Source organism: Paenibacillus sp. FSL H7-0442 (assembly GCF_038593105.1).
In the GTDB taxonomy this organism is placed as follows: Bacteria; Bacillota; Bacilli; order Paenibacillales; family Paenibacillaceae; genus Paenibacillus; species Paenibacillus polymyxa_D.
This window is the reverse complement of sequence record NZ_CP151963.1, coordinates 3032529-3056160: the sequence shown is the minus strand read 5'-3', so window position 1 is coordinate 3056160 and position 23632 is coordinate 3032529. Positions and strand designations below refer to the sequence as shown.

Below are 23632 nucleotides of genomic sequence, written 5' to 3'. Positions count from 1 at the left end.
ATAACAAACACACCACCTTAAGTAGAAAAAAGAAGCAACAACAGGAACGTATGTTCTTTTATCTCGAAAAAGAAACGCTCCTGTCCTTAGACAAAAAGCGTCTCTAATCCATTTTTTATATTATCATACACCTCAAACAAGATGCCGGGATACTGAAATTAACAGTGTCATCGTAATGACATTCATAATCGTTGATAGTAATACTGTTTGTGCGGCAAAATCGGGTTCATTTTTATATTCTTCCGCCAAAATACTTGTATTAACTCCGGTAGGCATACCCGATGCAATGAGCAAGGCTTGAGCGGGAATCCCTTTAAGACCCAGTAGCAAGACGAGCAGAAAACCGACCAGTGGACCTGCAATCAGGCGTAGTACCATACTGATGTATACGGCTGTCCGGCGCAAACGAAAGGGATATTGCACAATTTGTGCTCCCAAAGTAAGTAGAGCCACGGCAACCATCGACTGACTAATATATTTCAAAGGTTCAGCCAGTAAATTAGGCAACGGACTATGCAACAGATTTAGGAGCAAACCTAGTGCAAGTGCATAAGGTACAGGCATTTTCAAAAAATTAATTAAAATTTTTCGAGTGTTAGCCTTACCGTTCTGTACAACAAAAGTACCGTATGTAAATGTAACAAAGCTTTGAAAGGTCATAATCAGAGCCTGAACGGAAATGGCTAGCGGATCACCTTTGAACACTAACTGATTGATTGGTAGACCATAATTTCCTGAATTATCTAGCATTACACTGTTTGTAAAAGCTCCACGCATTCCAGGGCTGTATTTCAGCGATCTGGCGACGGTAGTACTGATTACGTACAGAATAGCTATGTACAAGGCATAAAAAAGTGAAACCTCACCCATGAGCATTAAAGAAATTTCCGAGTGATATAGACCCGTAAACACAACTGCGGGGGTGATATAATAAAAATTGATTTTAGCTAAGGTATACAAATCCAGTCGAAAATAATATTGCATGATACAACCAAAACCGATAAGTACAAAAATAGGTAAAACAACGTCCAAAAGAATGGTGCCGAACATGTCTGTTTCATCTTCTTTCTATTATGCGAATGTAAAGGCTGTTTCTTATAAATGCATGGGCATTTTCTCATTATACTGTGTAAATAGGTTAGACGTATAATAAAATTTTATAGTGGTTTTGGTAATCTGGACTGCAGCTATAGTGGTGTCTCACACATTAAATAAAAAAAGATAAAAAATCAGCTTAGAGAAACCGTTAATACATCTAGGGACGATTGAGCCCGGTGTTTACTATAAGGAGGAATCGCATCATGAAAAACACTTGGACAGCTTTACTAGCGTGTATACTGGTCTTGGGATTGGCAGCGGGAACCGCTGAAGCCAAGCAGGGACGCGGAAATGATCAGGGGAACAAACAGGAAGCAAAGACGTCTGTTAAAGACGGGAATGAAAAGAGCGGGGAAGAGCTAATCAATCCCCATGACTCAGACAATGATCAGTCCAAAAAACAAAAGGACAAAGCATCCGGTAAAAAGGATGAAAACAGTAAAAAAGACAAACACGCAGAAATCAGAAAAACTGAACCTGTTACAGTAACGGATGATACATACGGGGGGTCCAAAGACCATAATGGTCACAAGGGACGCAACGGTTACAAGGGTCTGCTTCACGCGGTAGAAAATACGAAGGATAAGCCGGCAGGAGCGGTTATTGCGAATCTGCTGCTTACGAAATGCCCGGACCGTTTGACTTCGGAGCAGGTTGCTGAACTTGAATTGATCCGGAATTCTGGTAAAGCACTGACTGAGGCAGCTGAGCTACTGGCTGAAAACGGAAATGTGACAGATGCCGTTTACATGCAGGAGGAGGCGGTACTGGCTAATGTGTCCGATCTGGACAGCTACAAAAAGCTGGGTGAATTCTCGAAGAAGGCCGGACGGCCGTCGGGTATGAAGCTGTTCGTGAATGGTGAAGAATACGACGCCAAACCGATTAACCGCAATGGGACCACACTTGTTCCGTTTAGAACAGCTTCCGAAGCTTTGGATGCAAAGGTTTCCTGGGATCCGAAAGAAAAGGCTGTTACTGTCACCCGTAACGGCGTGTCCGTCAAATTATTTGTTAACAGTCCGAAAGCATATATTAACGGTCAGCCGTATTCTATCGAGCAGCCAGCATCCATAGTGGATGGGACGACAATGGTACCTGTAAGGGTAATCGGAGAGGTCTTGGGGACAAATGTTAAATGGGAGCCTGAGAGCCAGTCCGTTGTTGTATACGAGCAGCCAACAACACCTGCATCAACATCATAACGTGCTGTAACAAATATTTTGTAAACAAAAAGGGCCCCTGACTAAATGTCAGGCCTTTTTGTTTTACCTTGCAATGAATGATTCCGTATTCTTTTTAATGGTGAGAGGATAGATAGCCTTCATGATACTACCAAGCTATTCGCATTATGTGCTGGTCATGTGTACAATTAAATAGAGAACACTGACAAAAGGGAGTGTTATAGATGGATTTAGGATTAACGGGAAAAGCAGCCTTTGTTGCAGGTTCCAGTAAAGGACTCGGCAAGGCAAGCGCACGGGAGCTGGCACGCGAGGGTGCGAATGTCATCATTTCAGGACGGAACGAAGCAGAGCTTCAGCGGACGCAGGCGGAATTACTGGAAACAGCGAGTGGCCGCGTTGAATATGTAGTTTGCGATGTAACAAAACCAGAAGATATCTCCCAGGCCATCCGCCGTACAGCTGATTTGTTTGGCACCGTTGATATTTTGGTTAACAATGCGGGTGGGCCTCCTGCTGGTACCTTTGATGATTTTACTGATGAAGTGTGGATGCAGGCCTTTGAACAAAATTTACTTAGTCATATCCGGTTGATCCGTGAGGTGTTACCCTATATGAAAAAACAACAAAGCGGTAGGATATTAAATATTGCTTCTTCCTCAGTTAAGCAGCCAATTCCGGGACTAATCATTTCAAATACGCTACGTACTGGAGTCGCTGGATTGGCGAAAACATTGTCTCTGGAATTGGCTCCTCATAATATTCTGGTACATACTGTAGCACCGGGGAGAATTGCAACCGATCGCGTGCGTAGCTTGGACGAGCATCGAGCTGAGAAAACCCAGCAAACGACGGATCAGGTTCGAAAACAAGCAGAAGAGGGCATTCCATTGGGGCGGTATGGAGAGCCTGAAGAGTTCGGTAAAGTTGTTGCTTTTCTGGCGTCTTCAGCTTCATCCTATTTGACAGGGAGCACCATCCTTGTGGATGGCGGAATGATTAAATCGTTATAAAATAAAGAAGCGTGCCAGCCTCAGGTTTAATAGGGGGCTGGCACGCTTTTTTAAAATTTATTTAGGGAGTTGGAAATGTTCATTCAAGGACTGTTCAGCTCTCGCGGCCTGGAAGTTCACAACCCTCATCCGTACATACACCACCTGCATCCTGTTTGGACGAGCTGCCACTTATCATAGTGAAAGGTGAGCGTCCATCCCATGCTTTTTGAAGTGCGTCATGAAATACTTCCTCCGGCTGGGCACCAGAAACGGCAAATTTTCGATCAAATACAAAGAATGGTACACCCTGAACACCCAACTCAGCGCCTTCGGCTTCATCAGCTCTAACTTCGTCGGTAAAACGGTCACTGGCTAATATAGCAGCCGCTTCCTTTTGATCTAGACCAACTTCAGTAGCCAGCGCTGCCAGCACTTCATGATCCCCTGTATGCTTGCCTTCGATGAAAACAGCATGGAATAAGCGCTCGCTCAGCTCCAGCATTTTGCCTTGTGTTTGAGCCCAAAGTGTTAAGCGGTGAGCATCAAAAGAGTTCGTCGGCACCATGGCATGAATATTATACTCAAGACCCGCAGAGCGTGCATTTTCGTTCATTCGATCATTCATAGCCTGAGCCTCTTGCAGACTGACCCCATATTTAGCGGCTAGTTCTTCATTGATCGTTTTACCACTATCTCTCACAGCACCCGGGTTCAATTCGAAACTCTTAAATGTCAATTGCACCTCATCGTGATGTGGAAATTTCTGTAACACTTGCTCCAAACGGCGTTTACCAATATAACAGAACGGACACATATAATCAGACCAAACTTCAATATTCATCAGGGATAAGCCTCCATGTATACGTATTTTATTGTGTAACCGGGAGCATTGCTCCTCACTTTAGAATGTGTATAAAGGTGAAACTTCATTAGTTACAATAAGAATTATAAAGCTAAAGGATTCAACGTGCAAATAATTAATGCTTGTCAAAAAATTAATGCTGTGATATTTTATATGTGTAACCGGTTACACATTGGAGTTGAACCTACACTATGACAACAATTAAAGAAGTCGCCAGCTTTGCAGGGGTTTCCGTAGCAACCGTATCCAGAGTTATTAATGAAACTGGGTACGTACACGAGGATACACGTCGAAAGGTTGAGGCTGCTGTGAAGCAGTTAAATTACAAGCCTAATGAAGTTGCACGTTCTTTGTATAAAAAGAAATCTAGATTAATAGGTCTCTTGCTGCCGGATATTACGAACCCGTACTTTCCCTTGTTAGCCCGTGGGGTAGAGGATCGAATGCAGGAAAATGATTTCCGGATTATTTTCGGTAATAGTGATGAAGATCGCCAAAAAGAATTGGATTACATGGATACTTTTGTTCAAAATAATGTCGTTGGTGTTATTTCTTCTACCAATGATCCCGATGCCGATTGTTACGCCAAACTGAAGATCCCGGTCGTTTTTCTCGATCGAACTTCCAGTGACAGCCTCTCCGTATATGCAGATGGAGCCCATGGCGGTTGCTTGGCTGCTCAAGAAATGGTTGCACGCGGCAGCAAGCAAATTACAGTCATGCAGGGCCCTGCACATATTCGTCCAGCACAAGATCGTTTTCGCGGGGCGGTTGAAGAGCTTCAGCAATCCGGAATTGCTTACCATGTGGTCGAGACAACGTCCTTTTCGTTCAAGGAGGCCGAGTCGTGGGCCAAAGAGCTGTTTAGCAAGTATCCCGATACGGACGGAGTTATCGCAAGTAATGATATCGTGGCTACAGCGGTGATGCATGAGGCACATAGATTAGGAAAGAAAATCCCGGATGATGTTCAAATTATCGGGTTTGATGATATACCACTAAGTAGTTTGTTATTCCCGCCTTTGTCAACGATTCGACAGCCTGCTTATGAAATGGGCTGGGAAGCAGCAGGACTACTCATTCAGTTGATTGAGCATTCGCAAGTAACGAAGTCAAGTGTACCTAATCTTCATTCGAAAGTACTTACCTATTCAAGCATACAATTGCCCGTCAAATTTATAGAACGGGATACAACGAGAAGGGTGGATAATGATGGCTAAAATTTCGATTATCGGAAGCAGTTCTATGGATCTCGTAGTTACTTCGTCCAAACGTCCCGGTGCTGGTGAAACGGTATTGGGTGAAAGCTTCACAACCGTACCTGGAGGTAAAGGAGCCAATCAGGCAGTAGCCGCAGCACGACTCGGAGCCGACGTTACGATGATTGGACGTGTAGGGGATGATCATTTTGGGAAGCAGATTTTACGTAATTTTGAAGAAAATCATGTTCATACCGATTATGTGAAACCGGTTACACATATGGAAAGCGGTACAGCGCATATTATACTAGCTGAAGGCGATAACAGTATTGTCGTGGTAAAAGCAGCGAATAATGAAGTGACACCCGCCTATGTGGAAGAAGCGCTTGACGTCATCCGAAGTTCGGATATTGTGCTAATTCAACAGGAAATACCAACAGAAACGGTTGTTTACGTAAGCGAGATTTGTGCGAAATACCAGATACCCTTGTTGCTGAATCCAGCCCCGGCTCGTGAAGTGGAGGAAAGCGTAATTGCGAATGCGACCTACATTACGCCTAATGAGCATGAAGCTGCCATTATGTTTAAGGATTTAAGTCTTCAAGAAGCGCTGCGCAAATATCCCAACAAGCTGTTTGTAACTGAGGGCAGCAACGGTGTACGGTTCTTCGACGGAGAACAGGAAGTGGTGGTTCCTACTTATAAAGTAGAAGCTATTGATACGACAGGTGCAGGAGATACGTTTAACGCTGCTTTTGCAGTGGCTTTAGCTGAAGGAAATTCGCTGGCAGACAGTGTGAAATTTGCTAATCGTGCTGCGTCATTATCCGTTACCAAATTTGGAGCCCAAGGTGGAATGCCAACCCGTCGTGAAGTGGAGGAGCAAATATAATATGAAGAAACATGGAATCCTAAACAGTCATATATCCAAAATACTGTCGGACCTCGGCCACACTGACTATATTGTCGTGGCTGATGCTGGCTTACCTGTTCCTCAAGGCGTTACCAAAATTGATTTGGCCCTTAAACTGGGTGTTCCATCCTTTCAGGACGTCGTTGATGTCATTGCAGCAGATATGGTGATCGAAAAAGTAACGCTGGCCGAAGAAATCAAACAAGAAAATGAACAAGCATTACAGTATATTATGCACAACTTTGCAGGGGAGCAATTAGAACAGCCACAGATTAGTAAGCAGGTTGCCGTCATTGAGTTTTGCTCTCATGAACAATTCAAGGAGCTGACCCGTTATGCAAAGGCGATCATTCGTACAGGAGAGGCTAAACCGTATGCCAATTGTATTTTGCAGGCAGGAGTTCATTTTGGATAAATCAATGTTGAATAAAAAGGAGGGTACAGCATGCAGATTCAAATGAAAGGAATTCACAAAGCCTTTGGAACCAATCAGGTACTAAGTGGTGTTCACTTTGATCTTCGTGAAGGAGAAGTACATGCCCTCATGGGTGAAAATGGTGCAGGCAAATCAACGCTGATGAATATTCTAATCGGACTGCATCGGCGAGATGAGGGAACGATCATCATTGACGGCCAGGAAACCTATTTTGCTGACCCCAAAGAAGCGGAGCAAAAAGGAATTGCTTTTATTCATCAGGAACTGAATGTGTGGCCGGAGATGACTGTGCTGGAAAATCTGTTTATCGGCAAGGAAATGACATCCAAGTGGGGCTTACTAGATAGCTCCAAAATGAAAGCGCTAGCAAATGAACAATTCAGCAAGCTTTCGGTAAACCTTCCATTGAACGGTGAAGCAGGCGAGTGTTCAGTGGGTCAACAGCAGATGATTGAAATTGCCAAAGCACTCATGACAGATGCTAAAGTTATCGTGATGGATGAGCCGACAGCGGCCTTAACCGAACGGGAAATTCAGAAGCTATTCGAGGTTATTACTTCCTTGAAAAAAGTTGGTGTTTCGATTGTGTATATTTCACATCGGATGGAGGAAATATTCGCGATCTGTGATCGGATTACCATCATGCGTGATGGGAAAACGGTGGATACTCAGGCGATTCCCGATACGAATTTTGATGAGGTTGTACGGAAAATGGTAGGTAGAGAGCTGACTGAACGCTACCCGGTAAGAACGCCTGCTTTGGGAGAAGTGGTGCTGGAGGTCAAAAATGCTTCGCATAAAGGGTTGTTTGAAAATGTGAATTTCACTGTACGATCTGGGGAAATTGTAGGTTTTTCAGGCTTGATGGGCTCGGGACGGACCGAGATCATGCGTGCGTTATTTGGACTGGATGCTTTGGATCGTGGTGAGATTCATGTGCGTGGAAAAAAGGTGTCTATTCGTAAACCGGATGATGCAGTGAAACTAGGGATTGGCTTCATTACAGAAGACCGAAAAGATGAGGGTTTGGTGCTGGATTTTTCTATCCGGGAAAATATGGTACTGCCGAATCTGTTCAGTTTTACTTCAAAAGGATTTATTTCAGGTAAAAAAGAGTTAGATTTTGTTAACACTTTAATTAAGCGCTTACAAATCAAAACCCAATCGGGCGAAACAACGGTTCGCAGTTTGTCAGGTGGTAACCAGCAAAAAGTGGTTATTGCCAAATGGGTAGGTATTGGTCCGAATGTACTTATCCTTGACGAACCGACGAGAGGTGTGGATGTGGGAGCCAAGCGGGAAATCTACCAGTTGATGAACGAGTTGACCGAACGTGGAGTCGCGATTATCATGGTATCCTCGGAACTCCCTGAGGTACTCGGCATGAGCGATCGTATTGTCGTAGTGCACGAGGGAAAGATCAGCGGAGAGCTGAGCAGGGAAGAAGCCACACAAGAAAATATTATGACGCTAGCTACAGGAGGACAGTAATATGACAACTATGAATGAATCAAAAAGCAGCAAAGGCTTTCAAATGTCACAAATCACACAGAAGCTTGGCCCATTGTTGGGGCTCATTATTTTGGTAATCATTGTATCGGTCTTAAATCCCAGCTTTTTGGAACCGCTTAATATTTTGAACTTATTGCGCCAGGTATCCATTAATGCGTTGATTGCGTTCGGTATGACCTTCGTTATTCTCACAGGCGGAATTGATTTGTCAGTCGGCTCCATATTAGCACTATCCAGTGCGTTTGTCGCAAATATGATGCTGGCCGGGTTCGATCCTATTTTGGCGATTATCATCGGTTGTGCATTGGGTGGCGTGATGGGGATGGTCAACGGCTTGATGATTACGAAAGGTAAAATGGCACCGTTTATTGCTACACTAGCAACCATGACTATTTTCAGAGGATTGACACTCGTTTATACCAACGGTAACCCTATTACAGGACTCGGAGACAGTCTGGTATTTCAATTGTTCGGACGTGGCTATCAGTTCGGTATTCCGGTTCCAGCGATTACGATGCTCATTACCTTTGCTGTTCTATGGATCATTTTGCATAAAACACCATTCGGACGCAAAACGTATGCCATTGGTGGTAACGAGAAGGCTTCAATTGTATCTGGTATTAAAGTACCGCGTGTAAAAATCTGGATTTATTCTCTGGCTGGAATGCTTTCCGCGTTGGCGGGAGCTATCTTGACTTCACGTTTGAACTCGGCGCAACCGACAGCAGGTACTTCTTATGAATTGGACGCCATTGCGGCTGTCGTATTAGGTGGAACAAGCCTCTCGGGAGGACGCGGACGAATCGTAGGTACATTAATTGGTGTGCTTATCATCGGTACGCTAAACAATGGCTTGAACTTGCTGGGGGTTAACTCATTTTATCAAATGGTGGTAAAAGGGATCGTCATCGCTATTGCTGTATTGATTGACCGTAAAAAATCCGCATAATACACCTAATCTGCGTAGAAGGAGACACATAAATATGAAAAAGCTTACATTAATCATGACTGCCTTGCTGCTCCTGCTCATGACAGGGTGTTCCTTGGAACCGCCCGAGTGGGCGAAACCTAAAACGGCTGCAAACCTGAAGGACATTAAAATCGGCTTATCGATCTCAACGCTGAATAATCCATTCTTCGTTTCTCTCAAAGACGGAGTTGTGACAGAGGCCAAAAAACAAGGAATGCAGGTTATTGTTGTGGATGCACAAAATGATTCGGCGAAACAAAGTAATGACGTGGATGATCTGATTCAACAGGGAGTAAACGCGTTACTTATAAATCCGACAGATTCGTCGGCCATCTCCACAGTGGTACAATCAGCGAATGCATTGAACATCCCGGTGATTACACTGGACCGTTCTGCTGACAAAGGAGACGTAAAAGCACTTGTCGCTTCAGACAACGTAGAGGGAGGACGAATGGCTGCCCGATATGTGATTGATCAAGTTGGAAAAGGTGCCAAAGTGATCGAGCTGGAAGGTGTTCCAGGAGCATCCGCTACCCGTGAACGCGGAAAAGGATTTCATGAAGTAGCAGATAAGGATCTGAAAGTCATAGCTAAACAATCGGCCGATTTTGATCGGACGAAAGGTTTGAACGTGATGGAAAATCTGCTGCAAGGCAACCCGGACGTTCAGGCAGTATTTGCCCACAATGATGAAATGGCGTTGGGTGCGATCGAAGCAATCCAAAGCTCAGGTAAAAACATTCCAGTCATCGGTTTTGACGGTAACGAGGATGCGCTTAAGTCAATTAAGGAAGGGAAACTGACAGCCACCGTAGCTCAGCAACCCGAGCTTATTGGTCAATTGGCGGTGCAGGCAGCTAAGGATGTACTTCAAGGTAAAACCGTGAAAACATCCATTCCCGCTAAGCTGGAGTTAGTGGATCAATCGAAATAAAAAGGGCGCTTGACCCAACATATTAAGCTATTCGGACTGATGCTGTAATGCGCATCAGTTCTTTTTTTTGGCTATTCTACGAAGACGATACATACACATAAATGGAAGTTTTTATTTTTGTATTGTAAGAAGAGACGGTAAAAGATAGAATAACAATTATATGATAATGAGAATCACTATCATATTATGAATTGTATATATCTAAGGAGGACGTATATTGTGCAACAAAGATACAGATTAAAATGGGAATCCACGCTTTGTCTTGTGGTTCTTTTGATGGTTGTATTGAGTGCATGTGGAAACGCAGCTAGCAACAACCAGACAAATGACAAGACCAGCACTAATGATCCTTCCGGACAATCCAAAACGGTTGTCATGCGCGAATATACTGATGCTACTGGTAATAAGATCAGTATCCCTGCAAATCCACAGCGAGTTGTCACGACACAATATTTGGATGCTATGCTGGCCTTGGGAGTTAAGCCTGCAGGTGCTGCTTCCCACTTGTTGGAAGGCGACTATTTAAAAGGTAAGATTGACGGAGTTGCGAATATTGGGAACCCGACAAATGTAGAAAAGGTGCTGGAGTTACAACCGGACCTGATCATCACAACAGAATATACCACGCCAGAAGTGAAGGAGCAGCTGGAGAAAATTGCTCCAACCGTGGTCGTTTCGTTTGGAGATGGCGACTTATTTGAGCAACTGCGGAATGTCGCAGCCGTGCTGGGTAAGGAGAAGGAAGCCGAGCAGTGGATCGCTAGTTTCAACAAAAAGGCTGAAGAAGGTCGAAAGAAGCTGGCTGGAAAATTCAAAAAAGATGAAACGGTTACGATTTATATGGCCTACGATAAGAATGTGTTAAGGGTATACGGAGCGCGGAATGTAGGACATGTTATTTACCGTTCACTGGAATTGAATCCTCCTGAGTACATACGCCAGAAGCTGGCGAAGGACCCGAGATTTAATTATGTTTATGATGTTATTTCAATGGAAAAGCTGCCTGAACTATCAGGAGACCGAATTATTATGCTGGTTTATGATGAAGCGAGCAAGGACGGAATGCTTAAGCAAATTGAACAAAGTGCACTGTGGAGAAATCTTCCGGCTGTCAAGAACCACAAAGTGTATTTCATCAAAGCAGATCCGTGGTTTACGTACTCACCGCTAGCCGTTGACCAATCTCTGGATGAGGCCGTCAAAATGTTTTCCGTTGATCCGAAGTGATCAGTTCAATTGAAATTAGAAAGGAGAAGTCATGACTATGCTTAGACGGTTTTTTGAATACTACCGTCCTTACCGGACTTTGTTCATCATTGATTTCTCTTGTGCCTTGCTGGCAGCACTGCTGGAGTTAGCTTTTCCGCTTGCAGTCAACCGGGTGGTCGATGATTTGCTACCCAGTGGGAACTGGAAATGGATTTTATATGCCTGTCTAGCTCTACTCGGTATTTATGTCATAAGTGCTGCGCTGAATTACGTAGTTACCTATTGGGGGCACAAGCTGGGTATTAACATCGAATCGGACATGCGTAAAAAGCTATTTGATCGGGTACAAAAGCAATCTTTTCGCTTTTTTGACAATAACAAAACAGGGCATCTCGTTTCCCGTATGACCAACGACCTGATGGATATTGGGGAAATTGCCCACCACGGACCCGAAGATTTGTTCATCGCGTTGATGACACTGGGGGGAGCCTTTGGTATCATGCTCAGCATTAACTGGAAGCTGGCTGTACTGACTTTCATCATTGTACCCCTCATGATTTACTTGTCTCTTTATTTCAGCCGTAAAATGTCTGCTGCTTTCCATCGTATGTTTTCTGATATTGCGGATTATAACGCTCGCATTGAAAATAATGTCAGCGGGATTCGCGTTGTTCAAGCGTTCTCCAACGAAGCACATGAAATGGAACGTTTTGCTGAGAATAATGGACGTTTTCGTAAAACGAAGCTGATCGCGTACCGGATTATGGCCTGGAATTCCTCGATTAGTTTTATACTAATGAAGCTGGTTTCATTGTTTGTGCTTGTGTGTGGAACATGGTTTGTTATCGAAGGACAGATGACCTACGGGGAATTTATCGCATTTGTGATGCTGTCTAATGTATTCCTGGGGCCAATTAAACAAATTAATTCTGTCATCGAAACGTATCCGAAAGGGATTGCCGGCTTCCGACGGTACCTGGATTTGCTGGAAAGTGAATCGGATGTAGAAGATCTGCCTGGGGCCAAGGCGGTTAGCCATCTTAATGGAGATATTCAATTTGCAGGTGTAACGTTTGGTTACGAAAGCAAAGATAAGGTATTACGCAAAGTAGACCTATCTATCCATGCAGGTGAAACCGTAGCACTTGTAGGTCCTTCAGGAGCAGGTAAAACGACACTTTGCAGTTTGTTGCCTCGCTTCTACGATGTTGAGGAAGGTAGCATTACCATTGATGGGATGGATATCCGTGAAATGAAGCTGGATTCGCTGCGATCCATGATTGGTATCGTACAGCAGGATGTATTCCTCTTTGATGGAACGATTCGTGAAAATATTGCTTACGGTAAGCTTGATGCTTCGGAAGAAGAAATCTGGGATGCTGCTCGTCGAGCTCAGATTGAAGACCTTGTTCGCTCATATCCGGATGGTCTGGGTACAATGATCGGTGAGCGAGGTGTAAAGCTCTCCGGTGGTCAAAAGCAACGTTTGTCTATTGCCCGGATGTTCCTTAAAAATCCGCCTATTCTCATTTTAGATGAAGCGACATCAGCGTTGGATACAGAGACAGAAGCCGCGATTCAGCAGGCGCTGACAGAGCTTTCCCAAGGTCGCACGACACTCGTTATCGCCCATCGTCTGGCAACAATCAAAAATGCTGACCGCATTATCGTAGTTGCAGATCAAGGAATTGCCGAGCAAGGCAGACATGAAGAGTTATTGGCAGTAAAAGGAGCGTATAGTCGCCTGCACCAAGCTCAATATGGAACGTAAATAGGCCGATATGACACCGTAAATAGAGAGAGGAAGATTGGGCTTGACAAAGAAAATGTGGATTGTGATGATGCTTCTGTCAGTCATTTTAGTTCTTACCGCCTGTAGTGGAAACGTGAAGCAACCGGATGAAAAGCAGAATCAAAATTCTAGTGAACAAAAGTCAGAGGAAATGAAAACAGTCAAAACGATTCATGGAGATATTAAGATTCCGGTTCACCCTCAGCGGATTGTAGTAGATATGTACCAGAATGATTTACTAGCACTAGGGATTAAACCTGTGGGAAGTGTTAAATATTACCTGGATAATCCGTTTTCGAAGGAGCTTGTGCAGGGCATTGCAAGCATTGGAGATCGCGGCAGCGTATCCATTGAAACAGTATTGACTCTGGAGCCTGACTTGATTCTAATTGGTTCCAAAGATGCTTCTGAATATGAAAAATATAGTAAAATTGCTCCGACCATCGTCATTCCTTATGGAACGTATAAAAATGTGCATGAGGAACTGACAGCTTTTGGTGAGCTACTTGGAAAAGAACAGGAAGCCAAAACATGGCTTGCCCAATACGATCAGCGGATGCAGGCTGCACGTGACAAGCTAAAGGGTATTATTCAGCCTGAGGATACGTTCACCGTAATGGAAGCTTCGGATAAAGAATACTATGTATATGGTGATAATTTTGGCAGAGGAGGACAGGCCGTATACAGAGGACTCAATTTGACACCTCCGCCGCTTGTCCAAAAAGAATTATTAGGTGAGACTCAATGGAAGTCGGTGTCAAAAGAAGTCATTAATCAATATGCAGGCTCTTATATCTTTCTGACGGTTAACAAGGATTTGAGGGGTTACAAAGGAGACAGCATATGGAAATCACTGAATGCGGTCCGGCAAGGTAAGGTTTTTGAGCTTCAGGAGGATCGATATTGGTACTTCGACCCGATTGCCATTGTAGGACAAGCTGAGGAAATCGCAGATATGATCGTCCAGCGGAATAAAGAGAACGCCGCACAGAAGTAGTCGTTTCGGTGTTGTTCGCAGCCCTTTGGTATTTATGCCGAAGGGCTTTATTTTTTCACAATAGGGTAGAGCATTAGGCACTCCTCGAAATTTGCTATTGAAGCTATTGCCACATTAATTTACAATAGTAAAGATTGCGTGATAATAATTCTCATTATCAACATCATCTTCAACACAGTTCGTGATAGCTACATACTATTCAACAGTAAGGGTGAACAATAGTTATGAAATTATCAGAATCATCAGATGGCCCCGCTCAAAGTAAACATAACCAGTCGCCGACTCAATTCCACTCGCGACCTTGGGCGGCTACGCTTATCCTGACAGTTGGGCTTGGAATTTTAGCGTTCGGTATCGCGCTATCCCTATCTTTTGGTGCAGCCTCTATTAGGCTAGAAGAGGTATGGAACGCTGTTTTTCATTTTAAACCCGAGTTGCAAAACCATCAAATTATTTGGGAAATCCGTCTACCTCGAATTCTGGGTGGGGTTTTAATCGGTGTTTGCTTTGCCGTTGCAGGTGCAATTATGCAAGGAATGACTCGAAATCCACTTGCTGACTCGGGCTTGCTTGGACTGAACTCGGGAGCCAGCTTGGCGATGGCGATTTGCTTTGCACTTTTTCCGGGTTCTTCTTTTTTACAATTAATGTTGTATTCCTTCGTTGGTGCAGCTCTGGCTGTTGTGATGGTATATGGTACAAGTTCTATATCCAAATCAGGTCTCACGCCAGTTCGTCTTGTATTGGCGGGTGCAGCTGTCACGGCATTGCTGTCTGCCTTAGGAGATGCGATCAGTTTGTACTTTAATGTTGGACAGGATTTGGCTTTTTGGTATGCCGGAGGGCTTAGTGGAACCAAGTGGGTTCAGCTCGGTATAGTTTTGCCTTGGGTTGTGGCAGCTTTTATCGGCGCTCTCATGTTGTCGCGCTCCATTACGCTGCTTAGTCTGGGAGACGAAATTGCATTGAGTCTTGGTCAGCGAACTGGGGTGGTAAAGGTAGTCGGGATGATTCTTGTTCTGATTCTGGCGGGTGCAGCAGTGTCATTGGTTGGCTCTATAGGTTTTGTGGGATTGATTATTCCCCATATAACCCGCAAGCTGGTTGGCGTCGATTATCGCTGGATTATTCCGTGCTCGGCCATTATGGGAGCTTTACTCATTGTGTTTGCCGACCTGGCAGCCCGTATGATTAATGCGCCTGAGGAGACACCAGTGGGTGTACTTATTGCCTTAATTGGGGTTCCGTTCTTCCTTTATCTGGCACGTATGGAAAGGAGGGCACTGTAAAATGAATAACGTTACGAATGGGGCTATTGCCAAAGCTAGTCATCGTAAAAAAATCCATGATTGGATGGTTGTTGTCATTCTGCTCATATTGCTCATTGCTGCGTTCACCATAAGTGCAAATACGGGAACCATCCGGCTTTCGCCAATGGAGCTATTTAGAACTTTATTTGGGCAAGGGACTCCACAGCAGGAATTAATCCTATTTGAATTCCGATTGCCACGAATGGTTATTTCCCTTCTAATCGGTGCAGGCCTCGCTGTTTCTGGCTGCATTATGCAGGGAGTTTCGCGTAACGGTCTAGCGGACCCTGGTATTCTGGGGATTAATGCGGGTGCCGGGCTGATGGTCATGCTGTTTGTATTGCTTTTTCCATCAATGCAAACTACAAATTCATTGTTTTTACTTCCCGCTCTTGCGCTGATTGGATCAGGAGCAGCTGCTATTCTGATCTACGCGCTTTCTTACAAGAAAGGCGAAGGAATTTCCCCAACAAGGCTACTGCTGAGCGGGATTGGTGTAGCGGCGGGTATCAGTGCTGCGATGATCATTATGACTCTTAAGCTGACACCTGAAAGCTACACGTTTGTAGCTAATTGGTTAGCAGGAAGCATCTGGGGCTCAAACTGGAAATTCGTAATGGCTCTGTTGCCTTGGCTGATTGTATTACTTCCTTTTGTATACTACAAAGCAAATGTGATGAATGTGCTTAATCTGGGGGATCAGACCGCATCGGGGTTGGGTACACCTATCGAAAAGGAACGTATTCTCCTTCTGGCTGCTGCGGTTGGATTGGCCAGTTCTAGTGTTTCGGTTAGTGGCGGTATCGGCTTTGTCGGTTTGGTGGCTCCACATTTGGCGAGAAAGCTGGTGGGCCCGAAGCATAAAATGTTGCTGGTAACCTGTGCTTTAGTCGGAGCACTCCTGGTACTTGTAGCGGATACGATCACACGATCTTTACCTTTACAGAAAGAAATTCCGACAGGTTTGATTGTAGCCATTCTTGGTGCGCCATACTTCTTATATCTGCTGAGTCGCTCCAAAGGGTAACATCCGAAAGAGTACTACCTGTCAATTAAAGGCTACACACAACAAATAACCTTCAACACCACTAAGGAGGAGTGGGGCTGAAGGTTATTTTTTCATTTGATTAGCAGCCTTTCATCTCAACGGGAAGTATTCAAGGCATGAGAGGTTTGATGCAGCTCTCTGATCATTTTATGCAACGTGTAATTTTCCTGACGTGTCACGCCGTGTTGATTTTCCTGAACCAGCAATTGATGGATGTTTCGTTTTAGAATTTCACTTCGACGTTCCAGCATTTCGGTACTCATAAATAAATGAACACTCCCTTTGTCATGAATAAACCTACATTTTTGAAATGAGCATAGGTCGAATATAAGGTTGCCTTTCGACTTCTTTAAGTATATCGTGCTGAATGATCAAGGGAAAACGGAGCTAGACTGCAAATTACTTTTTCTCATCATCCATGCCGTGTCGACAGCGACTCACCCTATGAGTTCTTAGATATACTTCCTGATGCTGGCGATAACAAGGGATTAGGGGCAATTAACTTAATGTATATAATTTGACTGTCTCATGTTTTCTGATTTAAAGGCTATCATGGGGAGTTGGGGTTCTTGTGTGGAACATGACGGTTGGACAGCTCGAATAATAGATCATTCGATTTGTGTTCAATATGAACATACAGTTGCGATAACAGAGGATGGTCCTCAAATTCTGACACTGCTATAAAGTAGTAGTGCCTTTCTGGTTACTGGCGAACAAAATTATAACGAATATGAACCGCATTTATGCGTTTTTTTAATGCTAAATGCTTTCGCTCGGCTGCTAAATAAGGGGGAAAACGCTCTATTTACCCTTGAAAAGCGTTTAAAAAACAGCGTATAATATAAATTATACGCTGTTTAGGTTTAAAACGACTTTTGGAATCTCTCCTGCGTAAGATGTCGATTGAATTATCGATAAAAATCAGACGAAAATGATCGTTTTACAGTATATTTCGGAATATGAACTGAATTGGAGGCGAGCGGGATGAAAAAAGAGTTGCGACATGTGGAGCTCGATACAACAGAAGAAATTGATGAAATATATACTGAGGAGCTGGAAGCTTTTTTGATTTGGATGAAGGATGCTGGATATACGATACATACGCAAAAAAATTATATAGGGGATGTGAAGCAGTTTTTACGCACGTTGCGTGATAAACCACTCGATCAGGTGAAGAAGATTCATGTTATGTCGTATTTGTCTAAAGCGCGGGAAGGAGGCGCCGGAGATAGTACGCGGAACCGGAAGCATGCAGCGGTGAACAGTTTTTTTAAAGCGCTACAGGAATTTGAGTTATGCAGCACAAATCCGGCAGCGGGAATTAAAAAAGCAAAGACTGAAAAGAATCGTATGCCCGTCTATCTGGATGAAAAGGATATTCATCCGTTTTTGCTTGCGGTGGAAGGGAAATATGCAAATCGTAATATGGCAATTTTTCTGCTGATGGTCTACATGGGATTGCGGGTGGGGGAGGTTCACTCATTGAATGTCTCGGATTACAGTCGAGAAAGACGTACCTTAGATGTGTTCGGTAAAGGACGTAAGTGGCGTACTCTCCCGGTACCGGAAGCCGTGTGTGATTTTGTGGAGCATGCGTTGGAGGAAAGATTGACGCCGTGGAGAGGTAAAGAGGATGCGATGTTTGTATCCCAAAAAGGTCGCCGTCTGGCAGTGCGCACCATTCAACAGATCGCTACAGAAACGTTCGAAAGATTCCAGCAAGATAAGAGTATAGAACGCCGGGAGGCTTATTCCAGCCATAAGCTGAGACATACATTTGCGACAATGCTATTGCGTAAGGGAGCAGATCTGCGTACCGTACAGGAGCTGCTAGGGCATTCATCCATTCAGACAACCACAGTATACACACATGTCACTGATCGGGAAAAAGAAAAAGCAATGGATAAGCTGGATATTCAGATACCAATATCAGGATTATAAGTACAGCGTGAAAGTTGAGATTAAATGAAAATGAGTTTACATAATAATAATTATGTAAACTCATTGGGCAGAATTACATCCTGACTTGAAAATCACATCAACGGCATTAGGTCATTACAATCATGAACGTAGTATTCTTTTTCATAGCGTTAGTCTTGTTTTTGATTGATTTGTTCCAAATGATGCCGCAAATGCTGAATATAATCGTCAACTAGCCACTGTAATGTTTCGGTGGAGTGGTCATCTTTTTGAAATCTTTTCTTAGAATCGAATGATGTACATGAGTTTAAAACATTTATGATTTGCTTATTCAATAGTTTCCATAGATGTATGACATCCACGTAAGAGAACACTTCCTGATACTGATTAGCTGCCACCCATTCATTTTGCGCATACGATTCAATTTTGATAGGGGATGTTGAATGCTTAATCATGATAAATCTTCGATGATTATTAGAAGCGGAGTCGCATAGATGTCCTAGTATTTCTTTTTTGGACCATTTCTCCGAGAACGGTTTGGCATTAAATTCATGTTCTGTGATCGAAAAAATTCTTTTTCATAATCCTCGATGATTCTCGCCAGTTCTTCAACAGCATTCTTCAATAGACTAGCCTCCTTATTTTAATGATCGTCTTATGATTAGCATTAGAATAATTCAAAATAAGCTGGAAAGCAATGGTGAATTAAAGGTTAGTATGATATTGCCTTGACGAAAGCTAACACAAATTTATTTAAAGAAATAAATTTGAACCTGGTACTATGGTAGTTAATTTAAATGAGGGCGTTCTCATGAAAGAAGAACATCCCTATCAATTTTTTGAATCCTACAAATCTAAGCATAAGTTGCCTTTGTATCCTAACGTTAGAATGATAACAAAAGTGATTATTCGATGAGTGCCGGATTGAGTAATACAAATAAGAGGGAAACCGTTTAGTTTACATAATATATATTATGTTTTTCGTTGTGGTAGAATCTGCAAGTGGATCGCTCTTGTTAAGTGTCCGCTTGCAGATTCAAGTTTCACTGACAATATAAAAATAGCTTATTTTTCAGTTGAGAATATACCGGTGCGTCTATATTTCATTTTCTGGGGGAGATTCGATCATCACTCCTTCGACATGCTTGCGTCTCAGCAGTTTCCGTTTTTTGCGGTTTTCCTTGGTTTCTAAAACAATATCCAGATCATAGTCGTCAGGATACAGTTCAGTAGCAGCGATGTGAAGGACGAGCCTCTTTTTGTTAATGCTCAGTTTTTGTCCTTGGATCAAAATTCCGACATTCCCCCGTTCATCCTCAGTTTTGTATACAATTCCAGTTCGATCCAGGTAGCCTACATAAACACTATCACCAAGGGCAAATGGCTTGGTTTTGAGAGGAAGTTCTTGTTTCCTCCGTTTTGTGGCTGTATCGTCAAAAGCCGCTTTTTTAGGAAGAGACTTATTTGCATCATCAGACATTTCATCATCAACACAAGGGGGAATAACAAACGATTCCTGTGTATTTTGAGATGCTCTGCCCGCAGAAATGGCCTCGGAACGCTCGATAATACGTGTCCACATGCCCAGCTTCAGGGCAATTGCATATGCGTAGCTTTCTCCGGCCTCTCCAATGCGAAGTCGGTACAAAGGCTGTAGCGTTTCGGTATCAAACTCCATACGAGCATTCTGAAATCCCGGTGTATTTTCAGCAAAATGCTTAATTTCGCTAAAGTGCGTTGTAGCCACTACTGTCGCCCGGCGACGATGGAATTCTTCTAGCAACGCGATAGAGAGACCTACTCCTTCTCCCGGATCGGTGCCGGATGCCATTTCATCAATCAGGATCAGAGTAGAGTTGCCTGTTGTCTCTAATATGCTAATCATGTTGCGGATGTGTGCAGAAAAGGTGCTCAAAGCATGTTCAATGCTTTGTCCATCCCCGATGTCTACCACAATTTCCTCGAATACAGCCATTCGGCTGCCATGCAAAACAGGTACCAGTAGCCCAGATTGCACCATTAGTGTTAAAAGACCGACGCTTTTGAGGGCCATCGTTTTTCCGCCTGTGTTCGGTCCGGTGATGATGAGTGAGGAATATCCTTCGCCAATTGAGAAATCAAGCGGTACCATGGTATTGGACATCAACGGGTGACGTGCACCTTGGATGTCTATAATCCCGTTAAGGTTAAGTTCGACAGGGATAGCATCCAGAGTCATGGCGTATTTGGCTTTTGCCAATAAAAAATCCAATACACCTACTGTCTCTGTATTGATGCTTAGTTCCCGGTTGTATGACTCAGCCATTGCCGTCAGGTCTCCCAGCACTTTCATTTCTTCTTTTGATTCTTCTGCCATGTTCGCGCTCTGATCAAATTGCAGATTCGTAATCTCGGCAGGTTCAACGTAAACCGTTTGACCACTTCCTGATTCATCCAGTACATTACCTTTCACTTGTTTACGGAATTCTTTTTTGATTGGAAGCACGTAACGGCCATTGCGCTGACTAATCATATTTTCTTGCATAATGGATCGGTGACGGCTGGTGAGAGAGTCAAGTTTTCTCTTGATACGTTCTTCAGTAACCGCAATTTTTTTGCGAATTTTAGCTAGTTCTTTACTGGCCATATCCGTCACACGTCCCGAATGAATACATCTTTCGATTTCGGATAAAAGTGGCTCCATGCTATACATGGAAGATGCATAAGCGCTGACGGTTGGAGCAGCGTCCGCCTTGGAATGCATATATTTTATCAGTTGATTACAGCTTCGAATGAATTGAGCCATATGAGAAAAATCACGCTCGCTGAACATATACCCGGTTCCGAGCAGTTGAAGAATGTGCTCCATACCTTCCAACGAAGGAACAGGAACGCTTGCTCCGTGGCGAATGATCTGTAACGCTTCGTTCGTTTCGTCAAGACGAATCTTAATGGTACGGATATCAGTAATTGGCCGCATAGTAGCAGCGTGACGCTTACCCAGGTAAGAAAAAGCACATTCAGAAACTCTTGTTTTAATTTGATCATATTCCAAACGCAGCATTGTAGTTTCGTTCATGAATAAATCTCTCCTTTGGTTGTGTGGTGTAAGGATTTAGAAAACCTTGCTGTTAAAATAAAAAAGGGCGGAGAATGAACAAAACGTTCATTCTCCGCCCTTAAGGAAAGAGGGAATTTATCTTCAAATAAGCCTGTTATTCAGCTTTTGTAGTTCCGAGTTCCGTGTTTCCAATTCATTCACGCAATAGTTCTTTGCTAAGCTATTGGGATCGTGAAAGGAAGACGTTTAAAGGGAAGTTACAAAATCTGAAAACAAAAAAACCGCGCTGAACACAGCACGGAATAGGGCCTAGATGAAGATAATCCCGAAGGCGATCTATGATATCCGCATGTTCTTAACTAATATCAGGGTAACAACACGGCAACAAACAAACCTGTCCCCGAAGGGTACAAGCGCCTGATGATACTCCCTGAATATGCAATTGCTTAGTTAAGAACGTTCACCGACATCAAAATCTCTCCCTTAATTGAAGATATAACCATACTATACGATTGGACAGGCGTTGAAGTCAAGTCCGACTTCTTTAATTCGCTGCAATGGTGTTCATTAGATTAACATAATATATATTATGTATACTCGATATCTAATAAAGTTTTGTTATCTATTAAATGATAATGAGAAGGATATTCAACAGGCTATTAACCGCCTTGTCCAAGGTAGAACGGTCATCGCTATTGCTCATTGCCTCAAAACGATACAAAACGTAGACCGTATTGTAGGATTGGACAAAGGAATGGTCGTGGAGCAGGGACAACATGATGAGCTGTTGGATGATAACGGCCTGGATGCACGATTGTGGAAAAGACAGCATGAAGGAAGAGAGTCATAATCCGTCTGAAATTATGATACAAACATTAAGAAACCGCCCCGGAGGATGGCATATCACCTCTCCAGGGGCGGCTTCTTGTGCTGCTATTCAGAATCATCGGCTATGACAGCTTGTACAGGCCGCCTGTCACGAAGCAATGCTAACAACAGCGTCGCTCCGACCAAAAACAAGCCGGCGCTCACGGTATATACGGTGTTCAGGGAGGATTCGTGTTTGAGTGTTCCGCCAATACTCATACCGACGACCATCATCCCGGAGAACAGGGGAGAGAGGGCACCACCGACGCGGCCGATAAAAGCAGCTTCGGCGTTTTTCATCATCATTGTGTTGATACCGATATGAATGCAAGGATAAAATAGGCCGCTAAAAACTTGTAGTGCCATGGTCAGCACAATATTGTGCGACCATCCGACTCCAAATGTTGTCAGTGTGCTGACCAAAAGTCCGACCACCAGCAGTAATTGCGGCTGTACTTTTTTGGCAACCCCCATAATCAGACCGCCTCCCACCAGCATAGCCGCTCCGTTCGCCATTAATGGCCATTGCAGGAATTCCTTGTTTTGTCCAAGGTTCTCGATGGCGATAAAAACCATTAATGGTTGAATAAGTCCGACTGCTAGCCCAATTACGGTGAATGTTCCCCCAAGCGTGCGAAGTGTGCGGTTATTCCATACATAACGTATTCCTTCTTTAAGCTCTTGAATGAAATGAGGGGGTTGATCATCTATCTCAAGTGCTTGTTCATCTTGTGGAATACGAGTCAGGACAAGCGCCGAGATGAGAAACAATATTCCGGTTATAGACATTGAAATGAAAATTCCAAAGTATTGATAAATAGATGTACCGATAACGGGGCCGATAACCATAAATAATGCCATGAGAGATTGAAAAAGGGCCATCACTCCCTGAAGCTGTTCTGGTGCTACATGCTGCTTAAATATCTTCATCGCAGACGGCTGAGAAAATTGAGATAGAATGGCCGAAAAGAAAGTGGACAGCAAAAGCACCTGCCATGACCCGTACCATAATGCCAACAAGACAATAAAAATAGAGGCAGCGGACAGCAAATCGCAACTAATCATGGTCCGTTTGGGCCGCCAACGGTCCGCGAATGTTCCTCCAATGATAGCGAACAGAAAAATAGGCATGAATTCAGCAACTGAAATGAGCGACACGTATACGGGATCATTATGAGTCAAATCTGTTACATACAACAGTATGGCAAAGTTGCGCACCCAAATGCCCAAATTTAGCAGCGCATTGGAGGCGATTATGGTCCTTATATATGGATTATTAAACAACTACAAACTCTCCTTTCCTTTTCCAGGGTACAAGATCCTTGAGATGTCATTTTAAATAAACA

The 23632-nt window shown here is 43.6% G+C and carries 19 protein-coding genes and 2 pseudogenes; 16 read left to right on the top strand and 5 right to left on the bottom strand.

All coding sequences use genetic code 11. The features are described from left to right. Positions 1 to 132: 132 nt before the first annotated feature. Entirely contained in the window at positions 133 to 1050 is a 918-nt protein-coding gene (locus MHH57_RS13205; RefSeq protein ID WP_069011754.1) for an AEC family transporter, read from the bottom strand. Between the two features lie 251 nt (positions 1051 to 1301). On the opposite strand from MHH57_RS13205, the gene MHH57_RS13200 reads away from it, so the two are divergent. Together MHH57_RS13200 and MHH57_RS13195 are read left to right on the top strand one after the other, a co-directional pair. Beyond that, positions 1302 to 2303 carry a copper amine oxidase N-terminal domain-containing protein gene (locus tag MHH57_RS13200; RefSeq protein ID WP_342434197.1) on the top strand — a complete coding sequence of 334 codons (1002 nt, stop codon included), beginning with the start codon at positions 1302 to 1304 and terminating at the stop codon, positions 2301 to 2303. Positions 2304 to 2506: 203 nt separating this feature from the next. Next, complete coding sequence (locus MHH57_RS13195) at positions 2507 to 3295, top strand: SDR family oxidoreductase (RefSeq protein WP_029517480.1); 789 nt, start codon at positions 2507 to 2509, stop codon at positions 3293 to 3295. 94 nt (positions 3296 to 3389) lie between these two features. Here the strand turns inward: MHH57_RS13195 and MHH57_RS13190 are convergent, their stop codons facing one another. Further along, entirely contained in the window at positions 3390 to 4118 is a 729-nt protein-coding gene (locus tag MHH57_RS13190) for a DsbA family oxidoreductase (RefSeq protein ID WP_342434196.1), read from the bottom strand. 212 nt (positions 4119 to 4330) lie between these two features. On the opposite strand from MHH57_RS13190, the gene MHH57_RS13185 reads away from it, so the two are divergent. The 11 genes from MHH57_RS13185 to MHH57_RS13135 all read left to right on the top strand — a co-directional run bounded on the left by MHH57_RS13185 (position 4331) and on the right by MHH57_RS13135 (position 16438). Continuing rightward, the gene (locus MHH57_RS13185) at positions 4331 to 5359 is read left to right on the top strand and encodes a LacI family DNA-binding transcriptional regulator (protein ID WP_069011760.1); all 1029 of its coding nucleotides are present in this window, start codon (positions 4331 to 4333) and stop codon (positions 5357 to 5359) included. Then, positions 5352 to 6230, top strand: coding sequence for a ribokinase (gene rbsK, locus MHH57_RS13180; RefSeq protein WP_069011915.1), 879 nt, complete (start codon positions 5352 to 5354; stop codon positions 6228 to 6230). Before MHH57_RS13185 ends, rbsK begins: the two co-directional genes overlap by 8 nt. A gap of 1 nt (position 6231) precedes the next feature. Beyond that, positions 6232 to 6666 (top strand): D-ribose pyranase, encoded by a 435-nt coding sequence (gene rbsD, locus MHH57_RS13175; RefSeq protein WP_318627309.1) that lies wholly within the window; start codon positions 6232 to 6234, stop codon positions 6664 to 6666. A 30-nt stretch (positions 6667 to 6696) separates the two neighbouring features. After that, complete coding sequence (locus tag MHH57_RS13170; RefSeq protein ID WP_340885597.1) at positions 6697 to 8178, top strand: sugar ABC transporter ATP-binding protein; 1482 nt, start codon at positions 6697 to 6699, stop codon at positions 8176 to 8178. 1 nt (position 8179) lies between these two features. Continuing rightward, positions 8180 to 9148, top strand: coding sequence for a ribose ABC transporter permease (gene rbsC, locus MHH57_RS13165; RefSeq protein WP_013310465.1), 969 nt, complete (start codon positions 8180 to 8182; stop codon positions 9146 to 9148). A 34-nt stretch (positions 9149 to 9182) separates the two neighbouring features. After that, positions 9183 to 10103: a ribose ABC transporter substrate-binding protein RbsB gene (rbsB, locus tag MHH57_RS13160; protein ID WP_165146578.1), complete on the top strand. Its 921-nt coding sequence runs from the start codon at positions 9183 to 9185 to the stop codon at positions 10101 to 10103. 219 nt (positions 10104 to 10322) lie between these two features. Beyond that, positions 10323 to 11330, top strand: a complete 1008-nt coding sequence (locus tag MHH57_RS13155; protein WP_165146575.1) for an ABC transporter substrate-binding protein — start codon at positions 10323 to 10325, stop codon at positions 11328 to 11330. A 37-nt stretch (positions 11331 to 11367) separates the two neighbouring features. After that, entirely contained in the window at positions 11368 to 13083 is a 1716-nt protein-coding gene (locus MHH57_RS13150) for an ABC transporter ATP-binding protein (protein WP_069011768.1), read from the top strand. Between the two features lie 37 nt (positions 13084 to 13120). Further along, entirely contained in the window at positions 13121 to 14101 is a 981-nt protein-coding gene (locus MHH57_RS13145; protein WP_342434195.1) for an ABC transporter substrate-binding protein, read from the top strand. A gap of 224 nt (positions 14102 to 14325) precedes the next feature. Further along, entirely contained in the window at positions 14326 to 15390 is a 1065-nt protein-coding gene (locus MHH57_RS13140) for an iron ABC transporter permease (protein WP_069011772.1), read from the top strand. Position 15391: 1 nt separating this feature from the next. Continuing rightward, positions 15392 to 16438, top strand: coding sequence for an iron ABC transporter permease (locus tag MHH57_RS13135; RefSeq protein WP_069011774.1), 1047 nt, complete (start codon positions 15392 to 15394; stop codon positions 16436 to 16438). Between the two features lie 116 nt (positions 16439 to 16554). Here MHH57_RS13135 and MHH57_RS13130 read toward each other — a convergent pair whose 3' ends face one another. Beyond that, complete coding sequence (locus MHH57_RS13130) at positions 16555 to 16722, bottom strand: hypothetical protein (RefSeq protein ID WP_007432475.1); 168 nt, start codon at positions 16720 to 16722, stop codon at positions 16555 to 16557. 289 nt (positions 16723 to 17011) lie between these two features. On the opposite strand from MHH57_RS13130, the pseudogene MHH57_RS13125 reads away from it, so the two are divergent. After that, a pseudogene (locus MHH57_RS13125) lies at positions 17012 to 17143 on the top strand (type I methionyl aminopeptidase); the annotation flags it as partial. A 300-nt stretch (positions 17144 to 17443) separates the two neighbouring features. Further along, entirely contained in the window at positions 17444 to 18400 is a 957-nt protein-coding gene (locus tag MHH57_RS13120; RefSeq protein ID WP_029517491.1) for a tyrosine-type recombinase/integrase, read from the top strand. A 1075-nt stretch (positions 18401 to 19475) separates the two neighbouring features. Here MHH57_RS13120 and MHH57_RS13115 read toward each other — a convergent pair. Next, positions 19476 to 21437: a DNA mismatch repair protein MutS gene (locus tag MHH57_RS13115; RefSeq protein ID WP_342434194.1), complete on the bottom strand. Its 1962-nt coding sequence runs from the start codon at positions 21435 to 21437 to the stop codon at positions 19476 to 19478. Positions 21438 to 22050: 613 nt separating this feature from the next. On the opposite strand from MHH57_RS13115, the pseudogene MHH57_RS13110 reads away from it, so the two are divergent. After that, positions 22051 to 22269, top strand: a pseudogene (locus tag MHH57_RS13110) (ABC transporter ATP-binding protein); the annotation flags it as partial. Between the two features lie 83 nt (positions 22270 to 22352). On the opposite strand, the gene MHH57_RS13105 reads toward MHH57_RS13110, so the two are convergent. Then, positions 22353 to 23570 carry an MFS transporter gene (locus MHH57_RS13105; RefSeq protein WP_341070895.1) on the bottom strand — a complete coding sequence of 406 codons (1218 nt, stop codon included), beginning with the start codon at positions 23568 to 23570 and terminating at the stop codon, positions 22353 to 22355. Positions 23571 to 23632: the final 62 nt, after the last annotated feature.

Coding starts and splice junctions, on each gene's coding strand:
- MHH57_RS13205 (WP_069011754.1), bottom strand. CDS start 1,050: ATGTTCGGCACCATTCTTTTGGACGTTGTTTTACCTATTTTTGTACTT.
- MHH57_RS13200 (WP_342434197.1), top strand. CDS start 1,302: ATGAAAAACACTTGGACAGCTTTACTAGCGTGTATACTGGTCTTGGGA.
- MHH57_RS13195 (WP_029517480.1), top strand. CDS start 2,507: ATGGATTTAGGATTAACGGGAAAAGCAGCCTTTGTTGCAGGTTCCAGT.
- MHH57_RS13190 (WP_342434196.1), bottom strand. CDS start 4,118: ATGAATATTGAAGTTTGGTCTGATTATATGTGTCCGTTCTGTTATATT.
- MHH57_RS13185 (WP_069011760.1), top strand. CDS start 4,331: ATGACAACAATTAAAGAAGTCGCCAGCTTTGCAGGGGTTTCCGTAGCA.
- rbsK (WP_069011915.1), top strand. CDS start 5,352: ATGGCTAAAATTTCGATTATCGGAAGCAGTTCTATGGATCTCGTAGTT.
- rbsD (WP_318627309.1), top strand. CDS start 6,232: ATGAAGAAACATGGAATCCTAAACAGTCATATATCCAAAATACTGTCG.
- MHH57_RS13170 (WP_340885597.1), top strand. CDS start 6,697: ATGCAGATTCAAATGAAAGGAATTCACAAAGCCTTTGGAACCAATCAG.
- rbsC (WP_013310465.1), top strand. CDS start 8,180: ATGACAACTATGAATGAATCAAAAAGCAGCAAAGGCTTTCAAATGTCA.
- rbsB (WP_165146578.1), top strand. CDS start 9,183: ATGAAAAAGCTTACATTAATCATGACTGCCTTGCTGCTCCTGCTCATG.
- MHH57_RS13150 (WP_069011768.1), top strand. CDS start 11,368: ATGCTTAGACGGTTTTTTGAATACTACCGTCCTTACCGGACTTTGTTC.
- MHH57_RS13140 (WP_069011772.1), top strand. CDS start 14,326: ATGAAATTATCAGAATCATCAGATGGCCCCGCTCAAAGTAAACATAAC.
- MHH57_RS13135 (WP_069011774.1), top strand. CDS start 15,392: ATGAATAACGTTACGAATGGGGCTATTGCCAAAGCTAGTCATCGTAAA.
- MHH57_RS13130 (WP_007432475.1), bottom strand. CDS start 16,722: ATGAGTACCGAAATGCTGGAACGTCGAAGTGAAATTCTAAAACGAAAC.
- MHH57_RS13120 (WP_029517491.1), top strand. CDS start 17,444: ATGAAAAAAGAGTTGCGACATGTGGAGCTCGATACAACAGAAGAAATT.
- MHH57_RS13115 (WP_342434194.1), bottom strand. CDS start 21,437: ATGAACGAAACTACAATGCTGCGTTTGGAATATGATCAAATTAAAACA.